General features: G+C 49.1%; 14 protein-coding genes. 4 read left to right on the forward strand and 10 right to left on the reverse strand.

Annotated features, from left to right (window positions below):
* Window positions 1–10: 10 nt before the first annotated feature.
* The 3 genes from XMA152_RS06885 to XMA152_RS06895 all read right to left on the reverse strand — a co-directional run bounded on the left by XMA152_RS06885 (window position 11) and on the right by XMA152_RS06895 (window position 2,729).
* Entirely contained in the window at window positions 11–823 is an 813-nt protein-coding gene (locus XMA152_RS06885; RefSeq protein ID WP_173481519.1) for a CbbQ/NirQ/NorQ/GpvN family protein, read from the reverse strand.
* 61 nt (window positions 824–884) lie between these two features.
* Entirely contained in the window at window positions 885–1,241 is a 357-nt protein-coding gene (locus XMA152_RS06890; protein WP_173481520.1) for a ribulose bisphosphate carboxylase small subunit, read from the reverse strand.
* Between the two features lie 69 nt (window positions 1,242–1,310).
* Window positions 1,311–2,729 carry a form I ribulose bisphosphate carboxylase large subunit gene (locus XMA152_RS06895; protein WP_173481521.1) on the reverse strand — a complete coding sequence of 473 codons (1,419 nt, stop codon included), beginning with the start codon at window positions 2,727–2,729 and terminating at the stop codon, window positions 1,311–1,313.
* Window positions 2,730–2,993: 264 nt separating this feature from the next.
* Here XMA152_RS06895 and XMA152_RS06900 point away from each other — a divergent pair, with 264 nt between their 5' ends.
* A complete protein-coding gene (locus XMA152_RS06900) occupies window positions 2,994–3,926 on the forward strand; it encodes a LysR family transcriptional regulator (RefSeq protein ID WP_173481522.1) in 933 nt (310 codons plus the stop codon).
* Between the two features lie 502 nt (window positions 3,927–4,428).
* Here XMA152_RS06900 and XMA152_RS06905 read toward each other — a convergent pair.
* Both XMA152_RS06905 and XMA152_RS06910 read right to left on the reverse strand, forming a co-directional pair.
* A complete protein-coding gene (locus tag XMA152_RS06905; protein WP_173483145.1) occupies window positions 4,429–5,778 on the reverse strand; it encodes a class II 3-deoxy-7-phosphoheptulonate synthase in 1,350 nt (449 codons plus the stop codon).
* Between the two features lie 44 nt (window positions 5,779–5,822).
* Complete coding sequence (locus tag XMA152_RS06910) at window positions 5,823–6,770, reverse strand: AEC family transporter (protein ID WP_173483146.1); 948 nt, start codon at window positions 6,768–6,770, stop codon at window positions 5,823–5,825.
* A gap of 157 nt (window positions 6,771–6,927) precedes the next feature.
* On the opposite strand from XMA152_RS06910, the gene mfd reads away from it, so the two are divergent.
* Complete coding sequence (mfd, locus tag XMA152_RS06915; RefSeq protein ID WP_173483147.1) at window positions 6,928–10,377, forward strand: transcription-repair coupling factor; 3,450 nt, start codon at window positions 6,928–6,930, stop codon at window positions 10,375–10,377.
* Window positions 10,378–10,402: 25 nt separating this feature from the next.
* Window positions 10,403–11,068: a CsiV family protein gene (locus XMA152_RS06920; protein WP_173481526.1), complete on the forward strand. Its 666-nt coding sequence runs from the start codon at window positions 10,403–10,405 to the stop codon at window positions 11,066–11,068.
* Here the strand turns inward: XMA152_RS06920 and XMA152_RS06925 are convergent.
* From XMA152_RS06925 to sohB, 4 genes are read right to left on the reverse strand one after another with little or no spacing between them, the layout of a single operon-like run.
* The gene (locus XMA152_RS06925; protein ID WP_371731441.1) at window positions 11,065–12,171 is read right to left on the reverse strand and encodes a mechanosensitive ion channel family protein; all 1,107 of its coding nucleotides are present in this window, start codon (window positions 12,169–12,171) and stop codon (window positions 11,065–11,067) included. The two genes, XMA152_RS06920 and XMA152_RS06925, sit on opposite strands and share 4 nt — an antisense overlap.
* A gap of 24 nt (window positions 12,172–12,195) precedes the next feature.
* Entirely contained in the window at window positions 12,196–13,197 is a 1,002-nt protein-coding gene (gene nagZ / locus XMA152_RS06930; protein ID WP_173481527.1) for a beta-N-acetylhexosaminidase, read from the reverse strand.
* 12 nt (window positions 13,198–13,209) lie between these two features.
* The gene (locus XMA152_RS06935) at window positions 13,210–13,686 is read right to left on the reverse strand and encodes a L,D-transpeptidase (protein WP_173483148.1); all 477 of its coding nucleotides are present in this window, start codon (window positions 13,684–13,686) and stop codon (window positions 13,210–13,212) included.
* On the reverse strand, window positions 13,686–14,750 hold the full coding sequence (gene sohB / locus XMA152_RS06940; RefSeq protein WP_173483149.1) for a protease SohB: 1,065 nt from the start codon (window positions 14,748–14,750) through the stop codon (window positions 13,686–13,688). The genes XMA152_RS06935 and sohB overlap by 1 nt, the downstream gene beginning before the upstream one ends.
* A 76-nt stretch (window positions 14,751–14,826) precedes the next feature.
* Here sohB and XMA152_RS06945 point away from each other — a divergent pair, with 76 nt between their 5' ends.
* Window positions 14,827–15,150, forward strand: a complete 324-nt coding sequence (locus XMA152_RS06945; protein WP_173483150.1) for an SCP2 sterol-binding domain-containing protein — start codon at window positions 14,827–14,829, stop codon at window positions 15,148–15,150.
* Window positions 15,151–15,170: 20 nt separating this feature from the next.
* Here XMA152_RS06945 and nudC read toward each other — a convergent pair whose 3' ends face one another.
* Complete coding sequence (nudC, locus tag XMA152_RS06950; protein ID WP_173483151.1) at window positions 15,171–15,926, reverse strand: NAD(+) diphosphatase; 756 nt, start codon at window positions 15,924–15,926, stop codon at window positions 15,171–15,173.
* Window positions 15,927–16,063: the final 137 nt, after the last annotated feature.

Consider the following 16,063-nt stretch of genomic DNA (forward strand, 5'->3'; position numbering starts at 1 on the left):
GCTGCCCCTGTTAGCTCACAAAAAATGTGTTGACTGCAGCATCTAGGGTTTCTCGCATATCTGGATCATCGGTCAATGGTGTCACTAGCGTCATTTTGCACGCAGACAACGGATCTACACCTTCAGCGATCATCTGCCCAGCATAGACAAGCAAACGAGTTGATATTCCTTCATCAAGGCCGTGCCCTTTCAAATTCCTCGCACGGTGGGCTATTTGAACCAATTTATTGGCGATATCAAGACCCACACCTGTCTCTTTATCTACAATTTCAGCTTCATCAGAATCTTTCGGATAGTCAAAGTTCATCGCACCAAATCGCTGTTTAGTGGATTGTTTAAGATCTTTCATCAGGCTTTGATAACCGGGGTTATAAGAGATAACCAATTGAAAATCAGGGTGCGCCTCGATCAGTTCCCCTTTTTTATCCAAAGGCAGTGTTCTGCGATGGTCAGTTAAGGGGTGAATCACAACAGTGGTATCTTGTCTTGCTTCAACGACCTCATCCAAGTAACAAATTGCCCCTATTCTGGCAGCTGTCGCTAATGGACCATCCTGCCAATGGGTACCGTCCTTATCGAGCAAAAAACGTCCAACCAGATCTGAGGCCGTCATATCTTCGTTACAGGCAACCGTAATCAGAGGACGCTTCAGTTTCCAGGCCATATACTCCACAAATCTTGATTTGCCGCATCCCGTTGGCCCTTTGAGCATCACCGGCATACGTCTTGCATAGGCGGCTTGATACATATCGACCTCATTGCCTACCGCCTTATAAAAGGGTTCGTCCTTGATAATGTATTGATCCGTATTCACTGCACTCATACTCTTACCTTTTGTATTCATTGAGAGCAAAACCCCCTCATTAGAGGGGGTATCTATAGCGTTATACTGGGTTGCCTCGGTAAACCACCATCTCAGCACCTTTTGACTGAGCATAGTTGTCATAACCGACCAACCTAACGTGGTTATTAGGGTGGGCTTGGTGGCAAGCTTCAGCCTCATTCAGAACTCGATCAACGTCTGTCTCACCGAACAGTGGCAACTTCCACATGTACCAGTAGTGATCGAACGCATTCTCTGGCTCTGTATGCTCTATCGCCGGGTTCCATCCCTTAGACACGATGTACTCAACTTGCTTTCGAATTTGTTCAGCATTCATCTCAGGCAGGTAAGAGAATGTCTCGAATTTACGGCTATTCACATCACTCAGGCTTGATGCGTAATCTTGCATTTCACTCATCATCTATTCCTCAACTCTAATAAGAGCTCAATTTATTAAGGAGGGTTTCTAAGGAACCCTCCTGTTACTTTATTTATGAGAGACGTCTAGCTTATCGACCGTATCGAATTCAAACTTGATCTCTTTCCAGGTTTCCATAGCAACTTTTAGCTCAGGGCTGTGCTCGGCTGCAGAGAGAAGGATTTGTTTACCATCTTTCTCAAGTTCAGCACCGTGATTTCGCGCTTCAACACAGGCTTCAAGAGCCACACGGTTCGCAGCTGCACCTGCGGCATTACCCCACGGGTGACCCAAAGTACCACCACCAAACTGTAGAACTGAGTCATCACCAAAAATGTTAACCAATGCAGGCATGTGCCAAACATGGATACCGCCCGAGGCAACCGGAATAACACCCGGCATAGATCCCCAGTCTTGATCAAACATAATGCCGCGACTGCGATCCTCTTTTGTAAAAGAGTCACGCATTAGATCGATCCAGCCCAAGGTCGCCTCACGGTCACCTTCCAACTTACCAACCACCGTGCCAGAGTGAAGATGGTCACCACCGGAAAGACGAAGCATCTTAGTCAGCACTCGGAAATGGATACCGTGATTAGGGTTGCGGTCTAGAACAGCGTGCATGGCACGGTGAATGTGCAACAACATGCCATTTTCACGACACCAATTTGCTAGACCTGTGTTAGCGGTAAAACCACCGGTCAGATAATCGTGCATAATGATCGGGGCGCCGATCTCTTTTGCGTATTCGGCACGCTTATACATCTCTTCCGGAGTTGGCGCTGTCACGTTCAGGTAGTGACCTTTACGCTCACCCGTTTCAGCTTCGGCTTTTTCAATGGCTTCCATGACAAAATCAAATCGTTGTCTCCAGCGCATGAACGGTTGAGAGTTAACGTTCTCATCATCCTTGGTAAAATCGAGACCACCGCGAAGACACTCATAAACTGCTCGTCCGTAGTTTTTGGCTGACAAACCCAGCTTAGGCTTGATGGTGCACCCCAACATTGGACGACCGTATTTGTTCATAATGTCGCGCTCTACCTGAATGCCGTGCGGTGGTCCACCACAGGTCATTACATAGGCGACTGGAATACGAACATCTTCCAATCGCAAAGAACGCACTGCCTTAAAGCCAAATACGTTACCAACAAGAGAGGTCAATACATTGACAACAGAGCCCTCTTCGAACAGGTCAATTGGGTAGGCAATGAATGCGTAGAACGCCTCGTCATTACCAGGAACATCCTCGATAGCGTAAGCGCGGCCTTTATAGTACTCAAGATCAGTGAGCAGATCTGTCCACACGGTCGTCCAAGTACCGGTAGAAGACTCTGCCGCAACTGCTGCTGCCGCCTCTTCACGTGGCACTCCATCTTGTGCAATTACCTTAAAACACGCCAGAAAGTCCGTATCTTTTGGTGTGTAATCGGGCATCCAATACGTCTCACGGTACTCCTTTACACCTGCTTGATAGCTTTTTGCCATGGTCAATTTCTCCTGTTGGATTAAACCTTGATTATTGTTGTGCTGTTTGAGTGCCAGGCTGAAATCAACTTAGCAATCGCATAGGAGAGACGTTATGGGAAAGTAATGTTAAGAACAACACAAACTTTCTTATCAAAATGATAAGTGATTACTTAACATTAATATTCAATCAGGAATTAAATAGATACTGTTTACATTAAGGTTAAACTTAACTATTTTGAATAAACCACAATAAATAACTCAAAGCATTAATCGGAGGAGCCAGTGCGTAATACCACCTTTCGTCAGCTCAGAGTCTTTAATGAAGTCGCAAAACAGCTGAGTTTCATTAGAGCCGCGGAATCTCTTCACCTAACTCCCCCGGCGATTACCATGCAAATTAAAGAGCTTGAAAGTAACGTAGGCATGCCGTTGTTTGATCGTGCTGGCAAAAAAGTCACGCTAACCACAGCAGGTGAATATATGCTGGTCTACGCTAGAAGAATCCTAGCGACCGTTAAAGACGCTGAAGATGCTGCAGCAAGATTAATTCACGCAGAAGCTGGAACAATTACGATAGGGATTGTTAGAACCGCAAAATACTTCATGATGCACCTTATTTCTGAATTCATTGAAGAACATAAGAGTGTCGACATAAAGCTATCGATTGGTAATCGTGAACAGCTGCTCAAATCTTTGCAAAACAATGAAGTTGATCTCGCTATTATGGGTCGACCACCCAAAGAGATGCGGACCCGAAATGAACCCTTTGCGGCTCACCCACACGTTTTTGTGGCCGCGCCCACAAACCCGTTATTTTTAAGAAGCCTGGATGAGCGGTTAACACCCGAGGAGCTGCGAGATATCCCGTTTATTGTTCGTGAAGAGGGCTCAGGCACACGAGCAGCGATGGAACGCTTTTTCGAGGGGAGAAGTATTGAACCGCATTATAAGTTTGAACTGGATTCCAACGAAATGATCAAACAGGCCGTAATGGCCGATCTGGGGATAGGATTTGTGTCACAGCACACAGTCGGTTTAGAACTGGAGCACCAAAAACTGGGGATACTCAATGTCGATGGCGCACCCATTGTTAGAGCCTGGAACCTTGTGCATACACAATCGAAGGTACTCTCCCCTGCTGCAGAGGCGTTCCGATACTTTATGCTTGAGCGTGCAGAGAGCTTCCTAGCTGAGCAGTTTGGGCGGTTAGAGTAAGCTTGGGGCGATCTTTTCGGTGACTGGCCTTCAGCCTGTCAACCGCATTTCTATCCGACTAGCGTCGGCTAGCCTTCTTCTTTGTGTGAGCAAAGAAGAAGCAAGAAAACACACCCCGCTCCTTCGGCCTTCGGCACACTGCGCGCGATACTCTTTTTCTAACATCAAAAGGCACATTTCAGAGCCTGCTCCGTGCAGGCGCTGAAACTCTCGCCCATCCGGGGCTCGATCCTTTCAACGTCTTAACGAAAAAGAGCACCGTGCTCGTTCTCAGTCGGACGGGGAACGGGGTGCCAGATTCGAATCTGGCACTGTTGGAGCGGTCTTGAAAAGGCCGCGATGGGTATTAAGTTAAGCTTAGCTATTGGCACCGGTGTCTGGCTTTAGCCTGACATCCACTTTCTCAGCGTTTTCCAGATTATTAGTAAATCTTACCAGCGGATGACAGGCTGAAGGCCTGTCACCAAATATCGCGGCCTTTTTAAGACCGCTCCAACTTAGATTACTTACGCGCTGCTTTAAGTGTATCCGCAATCATAAACGCCAACTCAAGTGACTGGTCAGCATTAAGGCGTGGGTCACACTGGGTGATGTAGCGCTCTGCCAGGGCAGATTCTGTGATTTGGTAGGCACCACCGACACACTCAGTTACATGGTTACCAGTCATCTCAAAATGAACACCACCGGCGTAGCTACCCTCTGCCTTGTGAATCTCGAAGAAGGCTTTCATCTCAGAGAGAATCGCATCGACCGAGCGGGTTTTGTAACCGCTGCTAGCTTTTACCGTATTGCCGTGCATCGGGTCGTTGCTCCAGACAACATTCACGCCCAGATCATTCACAGCACGCACTAGCTGTGGAAGGTGATCGCCGATCTTATCGGCACCCATGCGGGCAATCAGATTGATACGACCCGCTTCGTTCTCTGGGTTTAGAATCTCTAATAGACGTTTTAAATCATCCACTTGAGTGGTTGGGCCCACTTTTACACCGACCGGGTTTTGAACACCACGCAAGAACTCAACGTGCGCATGATCAGGCTGACGAGTCCGATCACCAATCCAGAGCATGTGCGCTGAACAGTCATACCAACCGTTGGTCAAACTGTCTTGGCGCGTCAACGCCTCTTCATAAGGCAGCAACAGTGCTTCGTGTGAGGTGTAGAGCGTTGTCTCAGAGAGCTGCGGCGTATTGTCTGAATTCAATCCACAGGCCGCCATGAACGACAACGCTTGATCGATCTGTGCGGCTAGCGCTTCATACTTTTCATGCGCAGGCGACTGAGACACGAAGCCTTGGTTCCATTTATGAACCTGATGCAGATCGGCAAAGCCACCACGTGAGAAGGCGCGCAGTAGGTTTAACGTTGCTGAGGATTGATGATAAGCCTTCAACATACGCTCAGGATCTGGAATACGCGCTTCTGCCGTGAACTCGGCCGAGTTGACGTTGTCACCACGGTATGAAGGTAGCTCGACACCATCAATCGTCTCAGTATCGCTAGAGCGAGGTTTAGCGAATTGGCCAGCAATTCGCCCTACTTTTACTACAGGACAACTACCCGCGAAAGCCAACACAACGGCCATCTGCATTAGCAATTTAAAGGTATCTTTGATCTTATCAGCACTGAACTCGTTAAAGCTCTCTGCACAGTCACCACCCTGTAACAGAAACGCTTCACCACGACTGACACGTGCTAGATCAGCTTTTAAAGATCGGATCTCTCCTGCAAAAACCAGAGGTGGCTGTTGTTTCAGCTCAGCCTCAATCGATTGCAGTGCCGTTAGGTCTGGGTAAGTCGGTAACTGTTTAACCGGCAGATCGCGCCAGCTATTGGGCGTCCATACGCTCATGTGAAAAATTCCTTTAGGTGGTGATTAAAGAGGTTTCTAGTCTACTAAATTAATGCCAACAACTGCAGTAGGTAGAGCCCGAAAGTTATCGTGATCATCGACACAAAGGTCGTCAGAACGATGATGTTGGCGGCAAGTTCATCGTCATCACCTGCAATTTTGGCCATCACATAACTGGCAGCCGCGGTAGGAGATGCTAGGAACAGAAACAGAGTCCCTAACTCCATTCCACTGATACCCAAGTAGGCGCCAATGGCCGTGAACAGCAGTGGTACCCAAATCAACTTGACCAGCGTAGCATTGACGGCCAACCAACCTGACAGACGAAAGGCTTTTAACGACAGCGTTGCGCCAATGCAGAGCAGTGCTAGTGGCAGTGACATAGACCCGAAGAGTTGAGCCGACTCCTCTACCCAGAGTGGCAATCGCAGATGCAAGAGTGACAGCAACGCACCGATTAACACCCCAATAATCATCGGGTTCAGCACCACCTCTTTCGCAACCACCAATGGTGTAGGACGATAGCGTGTACTGAAGACCGAAAAGAGCACGACCGAAAGACCGTTGTTTAGGATTCCCGCTAAACCAGCCATTAATCCGGCCACTTGCAGCCCCTCATTGCCATAAAGGCTCAATACCAGCGCCAGTGCGATAATGCCGTGATTACCTCTGAAACCAGCCTGAATAAAAACAGCACGCTGATCCGGTCGAATCCAACGATAGGCGATAAATCCCATGAGTATGACGACTGCGAAGTTCGCCAGGATGTAGTAGCCAAACAGAACGGAATCAAGCAGTCCAACCACGTCCGCTCGGTAGGTAGCTAAACCTAACAGAGTAGGCAGGGTTGCTTTGTAGACCAACATCGAGGCGCCACTGATGAAACCATCACTCAACAGGTTAAATCGTTTTAGCAGCAATCCGATGATGACCAGGGAGAAAATGGGGGCCGTAACAGCAAATATTTGAGCAAACAGCTCGAAGTGATTCATGCGATTCCAAGTCCATGTGGAGTAGACGTCTATTATGGCCGATACCGCACCTGCGAAACAGATAAAAACTGTGATTTTTTCTCTACTTACCTGCCCTAATCACTGATTGATCGCTACAATAGAATCTTTCTCATGCTATTTTCACTGGAGTCCAAGATTGTCAGGTCTAGATCAGTTTATTGCCCCAACTAAAGCCGGTGATTTGCGCCGTATTGGTGATGTAAAAGGGGCCGCCACCGGTTGGCTAATCGATCAGATACGCGACAAGCATCAGGGACCTATACTGATGCTCTGCAACGACAGTGAGAGCGCTAGCCGTATTCGTCGTGAGATACGCTTTTTTGCCGGTGACTCTCTGCCTGTGATGCTCTTTCCAGACTGGGAAACCCTAGCTTACGATAGCTTCTCTCCACACCAGGATATTACCTCCACTCGCTTAGAGACGCTGTACCGACTTCAAGGTTTAAAGTCAGGTGTCATTGTCGTGCCTGCTTCGACGGCGATGCAGCGTGTCGCCCCTAAAGAATTTGTCAGTGGCAATGTCTTCTGGCTTGAGAAAGGTCAGCAATTAGACGCCGACAGGATGCGTGAACAACTGATCGATGCAGGGTATAACCTAGTCGACACCGTTTATGAGCACGGTGAATTTGCTGTACGTGGCGCCATTATTGATCTCTACCCTACTGGCACTAGCGCGCCTCTTCGTATCGACCTATTTGATGATGAGATCGATACTCTAAGGACATTCGATCCGGAGACACAACGCTCCATTGAACAGATCGAGCGCATTCGCATTTTGCCGGCGCGTGAATACCCTTTCCACTCCAACGCGATTGATGGCTTTAAACAGCGCTGGCGTCAACGATTTGATGTCGATTATGGCAACTGCCCCATCTACCAAGACATCTCGAGCGGTTTAGCGCCGGCGGGGATCGAGTATTATCTGCCGCTCTTCTTTGAGCAGTGCTCTACCCTGTTCGATTACCTTCCTGAATCAACCCTTGTGATTCAGCAGAAAGGGATACTGGAGGCCGCATCACAATTCCATAGCGGTGTGGTAAGTCGACATAACGAACGCCAAGGCGATATCACTCGCCCAATCTTGACGCCAGATGAGCTCTTTTTAACACCGGATAACTTGGCAAGTGACCTAAAACGTTGGCCGGGAATCCGACTAAGTGCTGAGCCTGAAGAGGTTAAACCGGGGCGTGAGAATATCGGTGCGACTGAACCTCCCAGTTTAAGCACCTCTCCCACTGCGGCAGAGCCTCTGCGCCCACTGGCCAATCACCTAGACAAAGCCACTACTCCGGTTCTCATTCTTGCTGAATCAGCGGGCCGTCGTGAATCTCTATTAACGCAACTGCAAGCGATGTCGATCAAGCCTGTGCAACTCGACAGCTGGCACGCTTTTCAAAACAGCAATGAGTCACTCGCAATAAGCGTTGCACCGCTTGAACAGGGTCTTGCCATCAGTGATCAATTTGAGGTGATCTCGGAGGCACAGCTGTTTGGCAATCAGGTCTTCCAACGTCGTCGTCGCCAGCGTGAACAGAGCGATGCCGACCAAGCCGTTAAATCACTGTCTGAACTGAGCGTCGGGAATCCTGTGGTCCACATTGATCACGGCGTAGGTCGCTATCTCGGTCTGCAGACGATCGATTTGGATGGATCAGCCACCGAGTTTCTGACCCTGCAGTACGCGAATGATGCCAAACTCTATGTTCCGGTCTCCTCTCTGCATCTGATTAGCCGATACACCGGTTCCAGTGAAGAGTCTGCACCGCTGCACCGTCTTGGCACAGAGCAGTGGTCCAAAGCGCGCCGTAAAGCGGCCGAGAAGGTACGTGATGCAGCTGCCGAGCTGTTAGATATCTATGCACGTCGTGCCGCTCGCCAGGGGTATCAATACAGCATTGATGATGCTATGTACGATCAATTCTCACGTGCATTCCCATTCGAAGAGACGCCAGATCAAGCGATGGCCATTGAAGCGGTGCGCCGAGACATGCAAGCCGTGCAACCGATGGATCGTCTAGTCTGCGGTGATGTTGGCTTTGGTAAAACTGAAGTGGCTATGCGGGCAGCCTTCATTGCGGCACAAGCTGGCAAACAGGTCGCTGTATTGGTACCAACTACCCTACTCGCCCAGCAGCACTTTGAGAATTTCCGTGATCGTTTCGCCGACTGGCCTATGGAGGTTGATCTGATCTCTCGCTTCAAAACAGGCAAACAACAGGATCAGATCGCAGCCAAGGTAGAGGCCGGTCAGGTCGATATTTTGATTGGTACACATAAACTGATACAGGGCGATCTGAAATTCAGCAACCTAGGGCTGTTGATTATCGATGAGGAGCACCGTTTTGGGGTTCAGCAGAAAGAGAAACTCAAGTCGCTTCGCTCTGAGGTTGATATTCTCACGCTGACCGCGACCCCTATCCCTCGTACGCTGAACATGGCGATGTCGGGCATGCGTGATCTATCGATCATCGCGACGGCACCGGCTAAGCGTCTATCGGTTAAAACCTTTGTGCGTCAATCAGATCCAGCGCTGATTAAAGAGGCCATTCTGCGTGAGTTGCTTCGCGGTGGTCAGGTCTACTATCTGCACAATGAAGTGAAAACCATTGAACAGACCGCTAAAGAGTTGGGTGAGCTGATTCCAGAGGCCCGTATTGGTATCGGCCATGGCCAGATGCGTGAGCGTGAACTGGAACAGGTGATGAGTGACTTCTATCACAAGCGATTCAACGTATTGGTCTCCACCACCATCATCGAAACCGGTATCGACGTTCCTAACGCCAATACGATCATCATCGATCGCGCTGATAAATTTGGTCTGGCTCAATTGCACCAGTTGCGTGGACGAGTCGGTCGTTCGCATCATCAGGCTTACGCTTACCTGCTTACACCGCACCACAAGGCGATGACTTCAGATGCCACCAAACGTCTGGAGGCGATTGTCGAAGCGAGCACTCTAGGGGCAGGCTTTACCCTAGCAACCCACGACCTTGAGATACGGGGTGCCGGTGAGCTGTTAGGTGAAGAGCAGTCGGGTCAAATGCAGACAATTGGTTTCTCCCTCTACATGGAGATGCTAGAGCAAGCAGTAGAGTCGATTAAAGAGGGTAAAACACCCAACTTTGATCAGCCTCTTCATCACGGCTGTGAAGTAAACTTGCACCTACCGGCACTGATTCCCGATGACTATCTGCCGGATGTGCATAACCGATTGACGCTCTATAAACGCATTGCCAATGCAGCCAATGACGAAGAGTTGCGTGAGCTTCAGGTGGAGATGATTGATCGCTTTGGTCTGCTACCAACGCCTCTTCAGAACCTAATTCGACAGACTTCAATCAAGTTGCGGGCTGAAAAACTCGATATTATCAAGTTGGATGCTGGCGCTGGGTCAGGACGCTTGGAGTTTGCTGAGGAGACCTGTGTCGATCCTTACACCCTTGTAAAACTGGTGCAGACACAGCCAAAGGTCTATAAACTCGATGGGGCTACCGCGTTTAAGTTCAGTGTACCGATGGAAAACAGTGAAACTCGATTCCAGACAGTTGAAGCGCTGCTTGATACACTGACACCGGCAAGTGATTGATTTGAACCTTCAGGAGCATATTAAAGTGAGAGTGATTGCAACGACCCTTTTGCTATTGGCTGGTATCGGCCAAGCCGTGGCTGACGATGAGGCGGTCAAGCTAGCGGTTGCCCCTGAACTGATCAGTGAAGAGAGTCTCTACACTGTTGAAGTGGTTATTTTCAAACAGGCTGAAGCCGACAAAGAGAGCGAAACCTGGCCTGCCGACTTAGAAAGTATAGAATTCACCAACGCTGAGCTTCCTCTCGTCAATGATGGCGAACCCTTAGCCCTGAATGAAGAGTTGCCAATAACCACCTTTGCATTGACTGAACAAGCCAATCGATTGGCGCAAAAAGGGTATGAGCTGCTCTACCACAATAGCTGGCTGGATCAGTTTAAACCTGGCGCTAACCGCACCACTCTGTTATTGGATGCATTTGGAAACTTCGAAGGTACATTACGCATTGAGCGTCAGCGTTATCTGCATATCTACCCATCGATCAACTACTACCCTAACGGTTTAAGCTTGACCGACGAGCCCGCTGAAACGATCCGTTTTGAGGAGTCACGTCGCATGCGATCGAAGGATCTGCACTACATCGATCACCCCGTTCTGGGAATGCTGGTACTCTTTAGACCGGTCGAAGCGGTTGAGATGGAGGTCACCGATCTGGTGACCTCAACAGAGACAGCAAACACCGTAAACTAGTTCGACGGCGCCTCATTCGGGGCAATATGAATCGTAGAGGTTGGGAAAGCGATCTCTGCGCCACGCGCTTCAACCAGATTGATAATCTTAACCAGTACATCCTGCTTAACCGAGTGGAACTCCACCCAGTTAACCGTTTTGGTAAAGGTGTAGACCATGATATCGATTGATGAGGCACCAAAGTGGTTCAGGTTTACGATCAGAGTTTGGCTCTGATCGATGTCAGCATGGCTCTGCAACATCGATTTAATATCTGCAACAATCTGCTCAACCACAGCCGCATCGTCATAACGAACACCAATGGTTTCATAGATACGACGGTTGGTCATACGCGATGGATTCTCAACGGCAATACTGGCGAAGGTTGAGTTAGGGACGTAGAGCGGTCGTTTATCAAAGGTGCGAATTCGGGTTAAGCGCCAGCCGATCTCTTCAACTGTACCCTCAATCTCTTTGTCGGGGGAGCGAATCCAATCCCCCACTTTGAAGGGGCGATCCATGTAGATCATCAACCCACCGAAGAAGTTAGCCAGTAGGTCCTTTGCGGCAAAACCGACAGCCAAACCACCAACACCACCGAACGCTAGTATGCCTGAGACACTGACGCCCAAATGTTGAAGCAGCACCAAACCCGCAAACAGAAGGACGGTTAATCGCAGTAGTTTTGCGACCGCATCAGCGGTGGTTCGATCAACACCAGGACGACCAGAAACGCCATCCACTAACTGCTGCTCAACCCGCTTAATTAGACGGATCAACGTCCATGCCGCTAACAGAATATACGCTAGTGAGCGCAAAGATTGCGTCAGAACCAGGTCTATCTCGTCCAGTGCTCGAGCGGCAATATCGAGTGAGAGCGTAATACCCACCACCCAGACTAGAAGACTTAAAGGGGCACGCACGGTATCAATGAATACCTGATTCCAAACGGACGAGAGATTGTTGATAAAGGGAATCAGTCGATTCAACAAAGTATTGCTGACTAGAGAGACGATCAGTGTCATCAACAGAATCACAGCGCCTTGTAGCAACCACTGATATTGATTCAAGGCAGGAATAGCATTTAACAGTGGGTTAAGCACCCAACTCAACAATTCAGTCACTTAAAAACTCCAATAAACAATCAGTTAGACCAACTCTTTCGCCATCGTTCTTACGCGAGCCAATCGTTCAGAATCACTCGGGCGCTTAGGTCTAGCACGCATTCTTACAATTCGATCAGAACCAGTGTGCCCAAGGTTGGTTAGGTGCTGCAACACTTCTTGCGCACGCTCGGGTGCGTTGCAGACAAGCACCATGTCACAGCCAGCTGCCAGCGCGGCGTCGGCTCTATCAGAATAACTGCCAGTCTCTGCTGCCCCCTCCATAGAGAGATCATCACTGAAGATCACGCCATCAAAACTTAATCGCTCACGCAGTTGGCGTTGCAACCAAAACTCTGAGAAGCCTGCGGGCTGTGAGCAGACACTGGTGTATTTAATATGGGCCGGCATGACCGCATCCAAGCCGCGTTTAATCAACTTGGCAAAGGGCTGTAGGTCTTGAGCATCTATCTCAGCAAAACTGCGCTGATCTTCTGGAAGACCCAAATGTGAATCCACCTCCACCCAGCCATGCCCTGGAAAGTGCTTACCCGTGGTCGCCATGCCCGCTTCATGCATGCCTGACATGAAGGCTCCCGCCAGTGCTTCAACCTGTTCGCTATCGCTGCCAAACGAACGGTCGCCGATCACCTCTGAGTGGCCGTAATCGAGATCTAACACAGGGGCGAATGAGATATCGATGTCATAGTCGCGCAACTCTGTCGCCATCAACCAGCCAAACTCATGAGCCCAAGCGACCGCTTTGCTAGGGTTCTCTTGCCAAGCTTCACTGAATACTCGCATTGGTGGCAGTCGGGTGAAGCCCTCTTTAAATCGCTGCACACGACCACCCTCTTGGTCGACCGCCACTAACAGGTCAGGACGGACCTGACGGATCGACGTCATGAGCTGTCGAAGTTGTGCAGGGTTTTGGTAGTTACGAGCAAAGAGAATCAACCCTCCCACTTGGGGAGACTTGAGAGTCTCAACCTCAGCGGGCGTTAACTCAGTCCCAGCAATATCCAGCATTAGGGCGCCACTGCTCATTACTCTCTCCAATTAAGCCGTAATATTTACGATCATGTTGTTGTTGACCTGATCAAACAGCTCAATCAGATTCTGGTTTCTCATTCGGATGCAGCCGTGTGATTTAGGCACCCCCATCGGCTCACTGTCAGGTGTGCCATGGATGTATATGAAACGACTTAGTGTATCGACCTGACCACCACGATTGAAGCCGTACTCCATACCCTGTAGCCAGATGATTCGTGTCAAAATCCAATCTCGTTCTGGGTACTGCTTGGCTAGCGTTTCTGAATAGATTTCACCGGTTGATCGACGACCAACAAAGACACTGTTGGTCGGTGCAGATTCGCCAATTTTAAGCTTTACTTTGTGCTGCCCAAGCGGTGTACAGCCTGACCCTTTAATATTCCCCGGCCCGTTTAAAGCCGTTGAGACGCTCCAACTCTGCTCACCCGAATCGGTCAGTAACCTTAAGGTTTGATCAGCAATGGAGATCTCAATACGACTCATCAGCGCGCCCAGAAACGGCTCTGTGTCAGGCTCGACCACGCTTTACCAGCAACGCCAGTGACAGCAGAGATACCAAAGTGTTCGAGGCGCTCTTGTAGGCTCTGCTTCACCTGATAGCTCACTTTGTAGATATCAGCGTCATCGGCGGCATTAACCAGATAGTCATCACTGGTCTCTATCTGATCAATAAGACCATTGGCAATGGCGCGACGACCAAACCAGACTTCACCCGTCGCCACTTTCTCAATGTCTAAATCCGAGCGGTAGTCAGCGACAAACTCTTTGAAAAGAGCGTGCGTATCCTCTAGCTCCTCAACAAACTTTTCACGACCTTTATCAGTGTTCTCACCAAACATCGTTAGAGTTCGCTTGTAATCACCGGCCGTTAAGACTTCGTAATCGATGTCATTCTTCTTAAGAAGGCGATGAAAATTGGGGATCTGTGCAACCACACCAATGGAACCGATCAGTGCAAAGGGAGCTGCGATAATCTTATTGGCGATACAAGCCATCATATAACCACCGCTGGCAGCCACTTTATCGACACACACCGTCAGTGGAATCTGCTTACGACGAATGCGCTCGAGTTGTGATGCAGCCAAGCCATAGCCATGCACTAGACCGCCAGGGCTCTCTAGACGAACAACCACTTCGTCGACCTCTCTTGCCAACGTTAGAACCGCTGTGATCTCTTGGCGCATCTTGTCGACTTCAGAGGCTTGGATGTCGCCATCAAAATCGATGACATAGATTCGTTTTCGATCCTCTTCTGCTTGAGCATCGGACTTGGCCGCCTTTTTACGGGCCTTAGCCTCCTCTTTATCCTGCTTCTTTTGCGCTTTATGCATCTGTTTGAGGCGATGCTCATCCAATATGTGGTCTTCTAACGTCTCTTTTAGCTCGGTGAAGTGATCATTCAGCGACTCGACTTCAATCTCTCCGTCGTTAGGCTTACGACGTTTTTGAGCCGCCGCTGCAATCATCGCAAGCACGAGCCCAATCGCAACCACCCAAGTGACCGTTTTAGCCAAGAAAAGACCGTATTCAGAAAAAAATTCGACCACTGATTACCTCGTAAGAAAGTCGATTAACAGAGAGGGGTAGGTTAACATAGCCACTTCTAATGAGCGCTAGGTTTTTATGTCTTCAAATGTCACCCTCACGCAGGTTTTCAACAAGCTGCAAGATCGATTCAATTCTGACAACGCCAAAGGTCTAAATAAGACGTTTCAGTTCTCGTTGAATGATGCAGATTCATTCTACCTAACGATCGAGGATTCAAAGCTAGACGCCAACTGGGGTGAGCACTCCGATCCAAACATCACACTGATCATGGATGAAGCGACATTCATTGGTGTTATACAGGGTGAGATCGATGGCATGAGTGCTTTCATGAAAGGTCTTCTGCGCGCCGAGGGTGATGTCATGCTCGCCACCAAGCTAGGCAAACTTTTTAGGCACTGATACCCAGCTATAGCTGCAAATCAGCCTTGTCGTGCAACCCAGTCGTCGATCAACGCTCTTGAGATAGCGAATTTGGGTGGCAGCACCACAGTGTGCAGCTCTTCCTTGGTAAACCAACGCCCTTCTAATATCTCACGACCATCAGGTTTAATGTCGCCACCGGCATACTGCGCAAAAAACGCCAACATCAGCGAGTCAGGAAATGGCCACTGCTGGCTTTTGAAGTAACGAATGTCGCTGATTTCAACACCTACCTCCTCTTTGACCTCTCGTGCTACCGCCTGCTCAGCCGTCTCACCGGCATCAATAAATCCAGCTAAAGTACTGAATCGATTGGGTGTAAACTTAGCGTTATGGGCCAACAAGATTCGATCGCCATCCTCAACGAGAGTGATGATACAGGGAGAGAGTCTCGGGTAAGCGTGATGCCCACAGTCAGTACATTTCAGGACCATCTCCGTCAAACCGAACGCCATACCCCCACCACAGCGACCACAAAACTGATGATTCACTCGCCAATTCAATAACTGCTGAGCTCTGGAGAGCAACTGATACTGGAATGGATCAGACCGTTCAAGTTCAGCTCGAAGATCCACCACTTTGGCACTGCCAGGTACCTCAGACATTCTGACCAACTCATAGCCCGGTAACACAGGGTAACGTTCGATCTCATACTCGCTGTCAAAGGATAGGGAGAGATCAATACGATCCAACACAACCCCTAGTTCTGGGTCAGCCAAGATCAGACGATTTTGATGGGCAATTAAGTATTTCAAGAAGACTCCCTAAAAACGGCAATGCTTATTTGTAATAGTTATATAAAACTAAAGTATTAAAACCGCAGTTTCCAAACTAAAGGAATAACCTTATAATCTTTGCGCTTTTTTGCTTTTGGGCAAATTAAAATAACTGT

It is taken from the genome of Marinobacterium sp. xm-a-152 (genome assembly GCF_013282965.1).
Taxonomy (GTDB): Bacteria; Pseudomonadota; Gammaproteobacteria; order Pseudomonadales; family Balneatricaceae; genus Marinobacterium_E.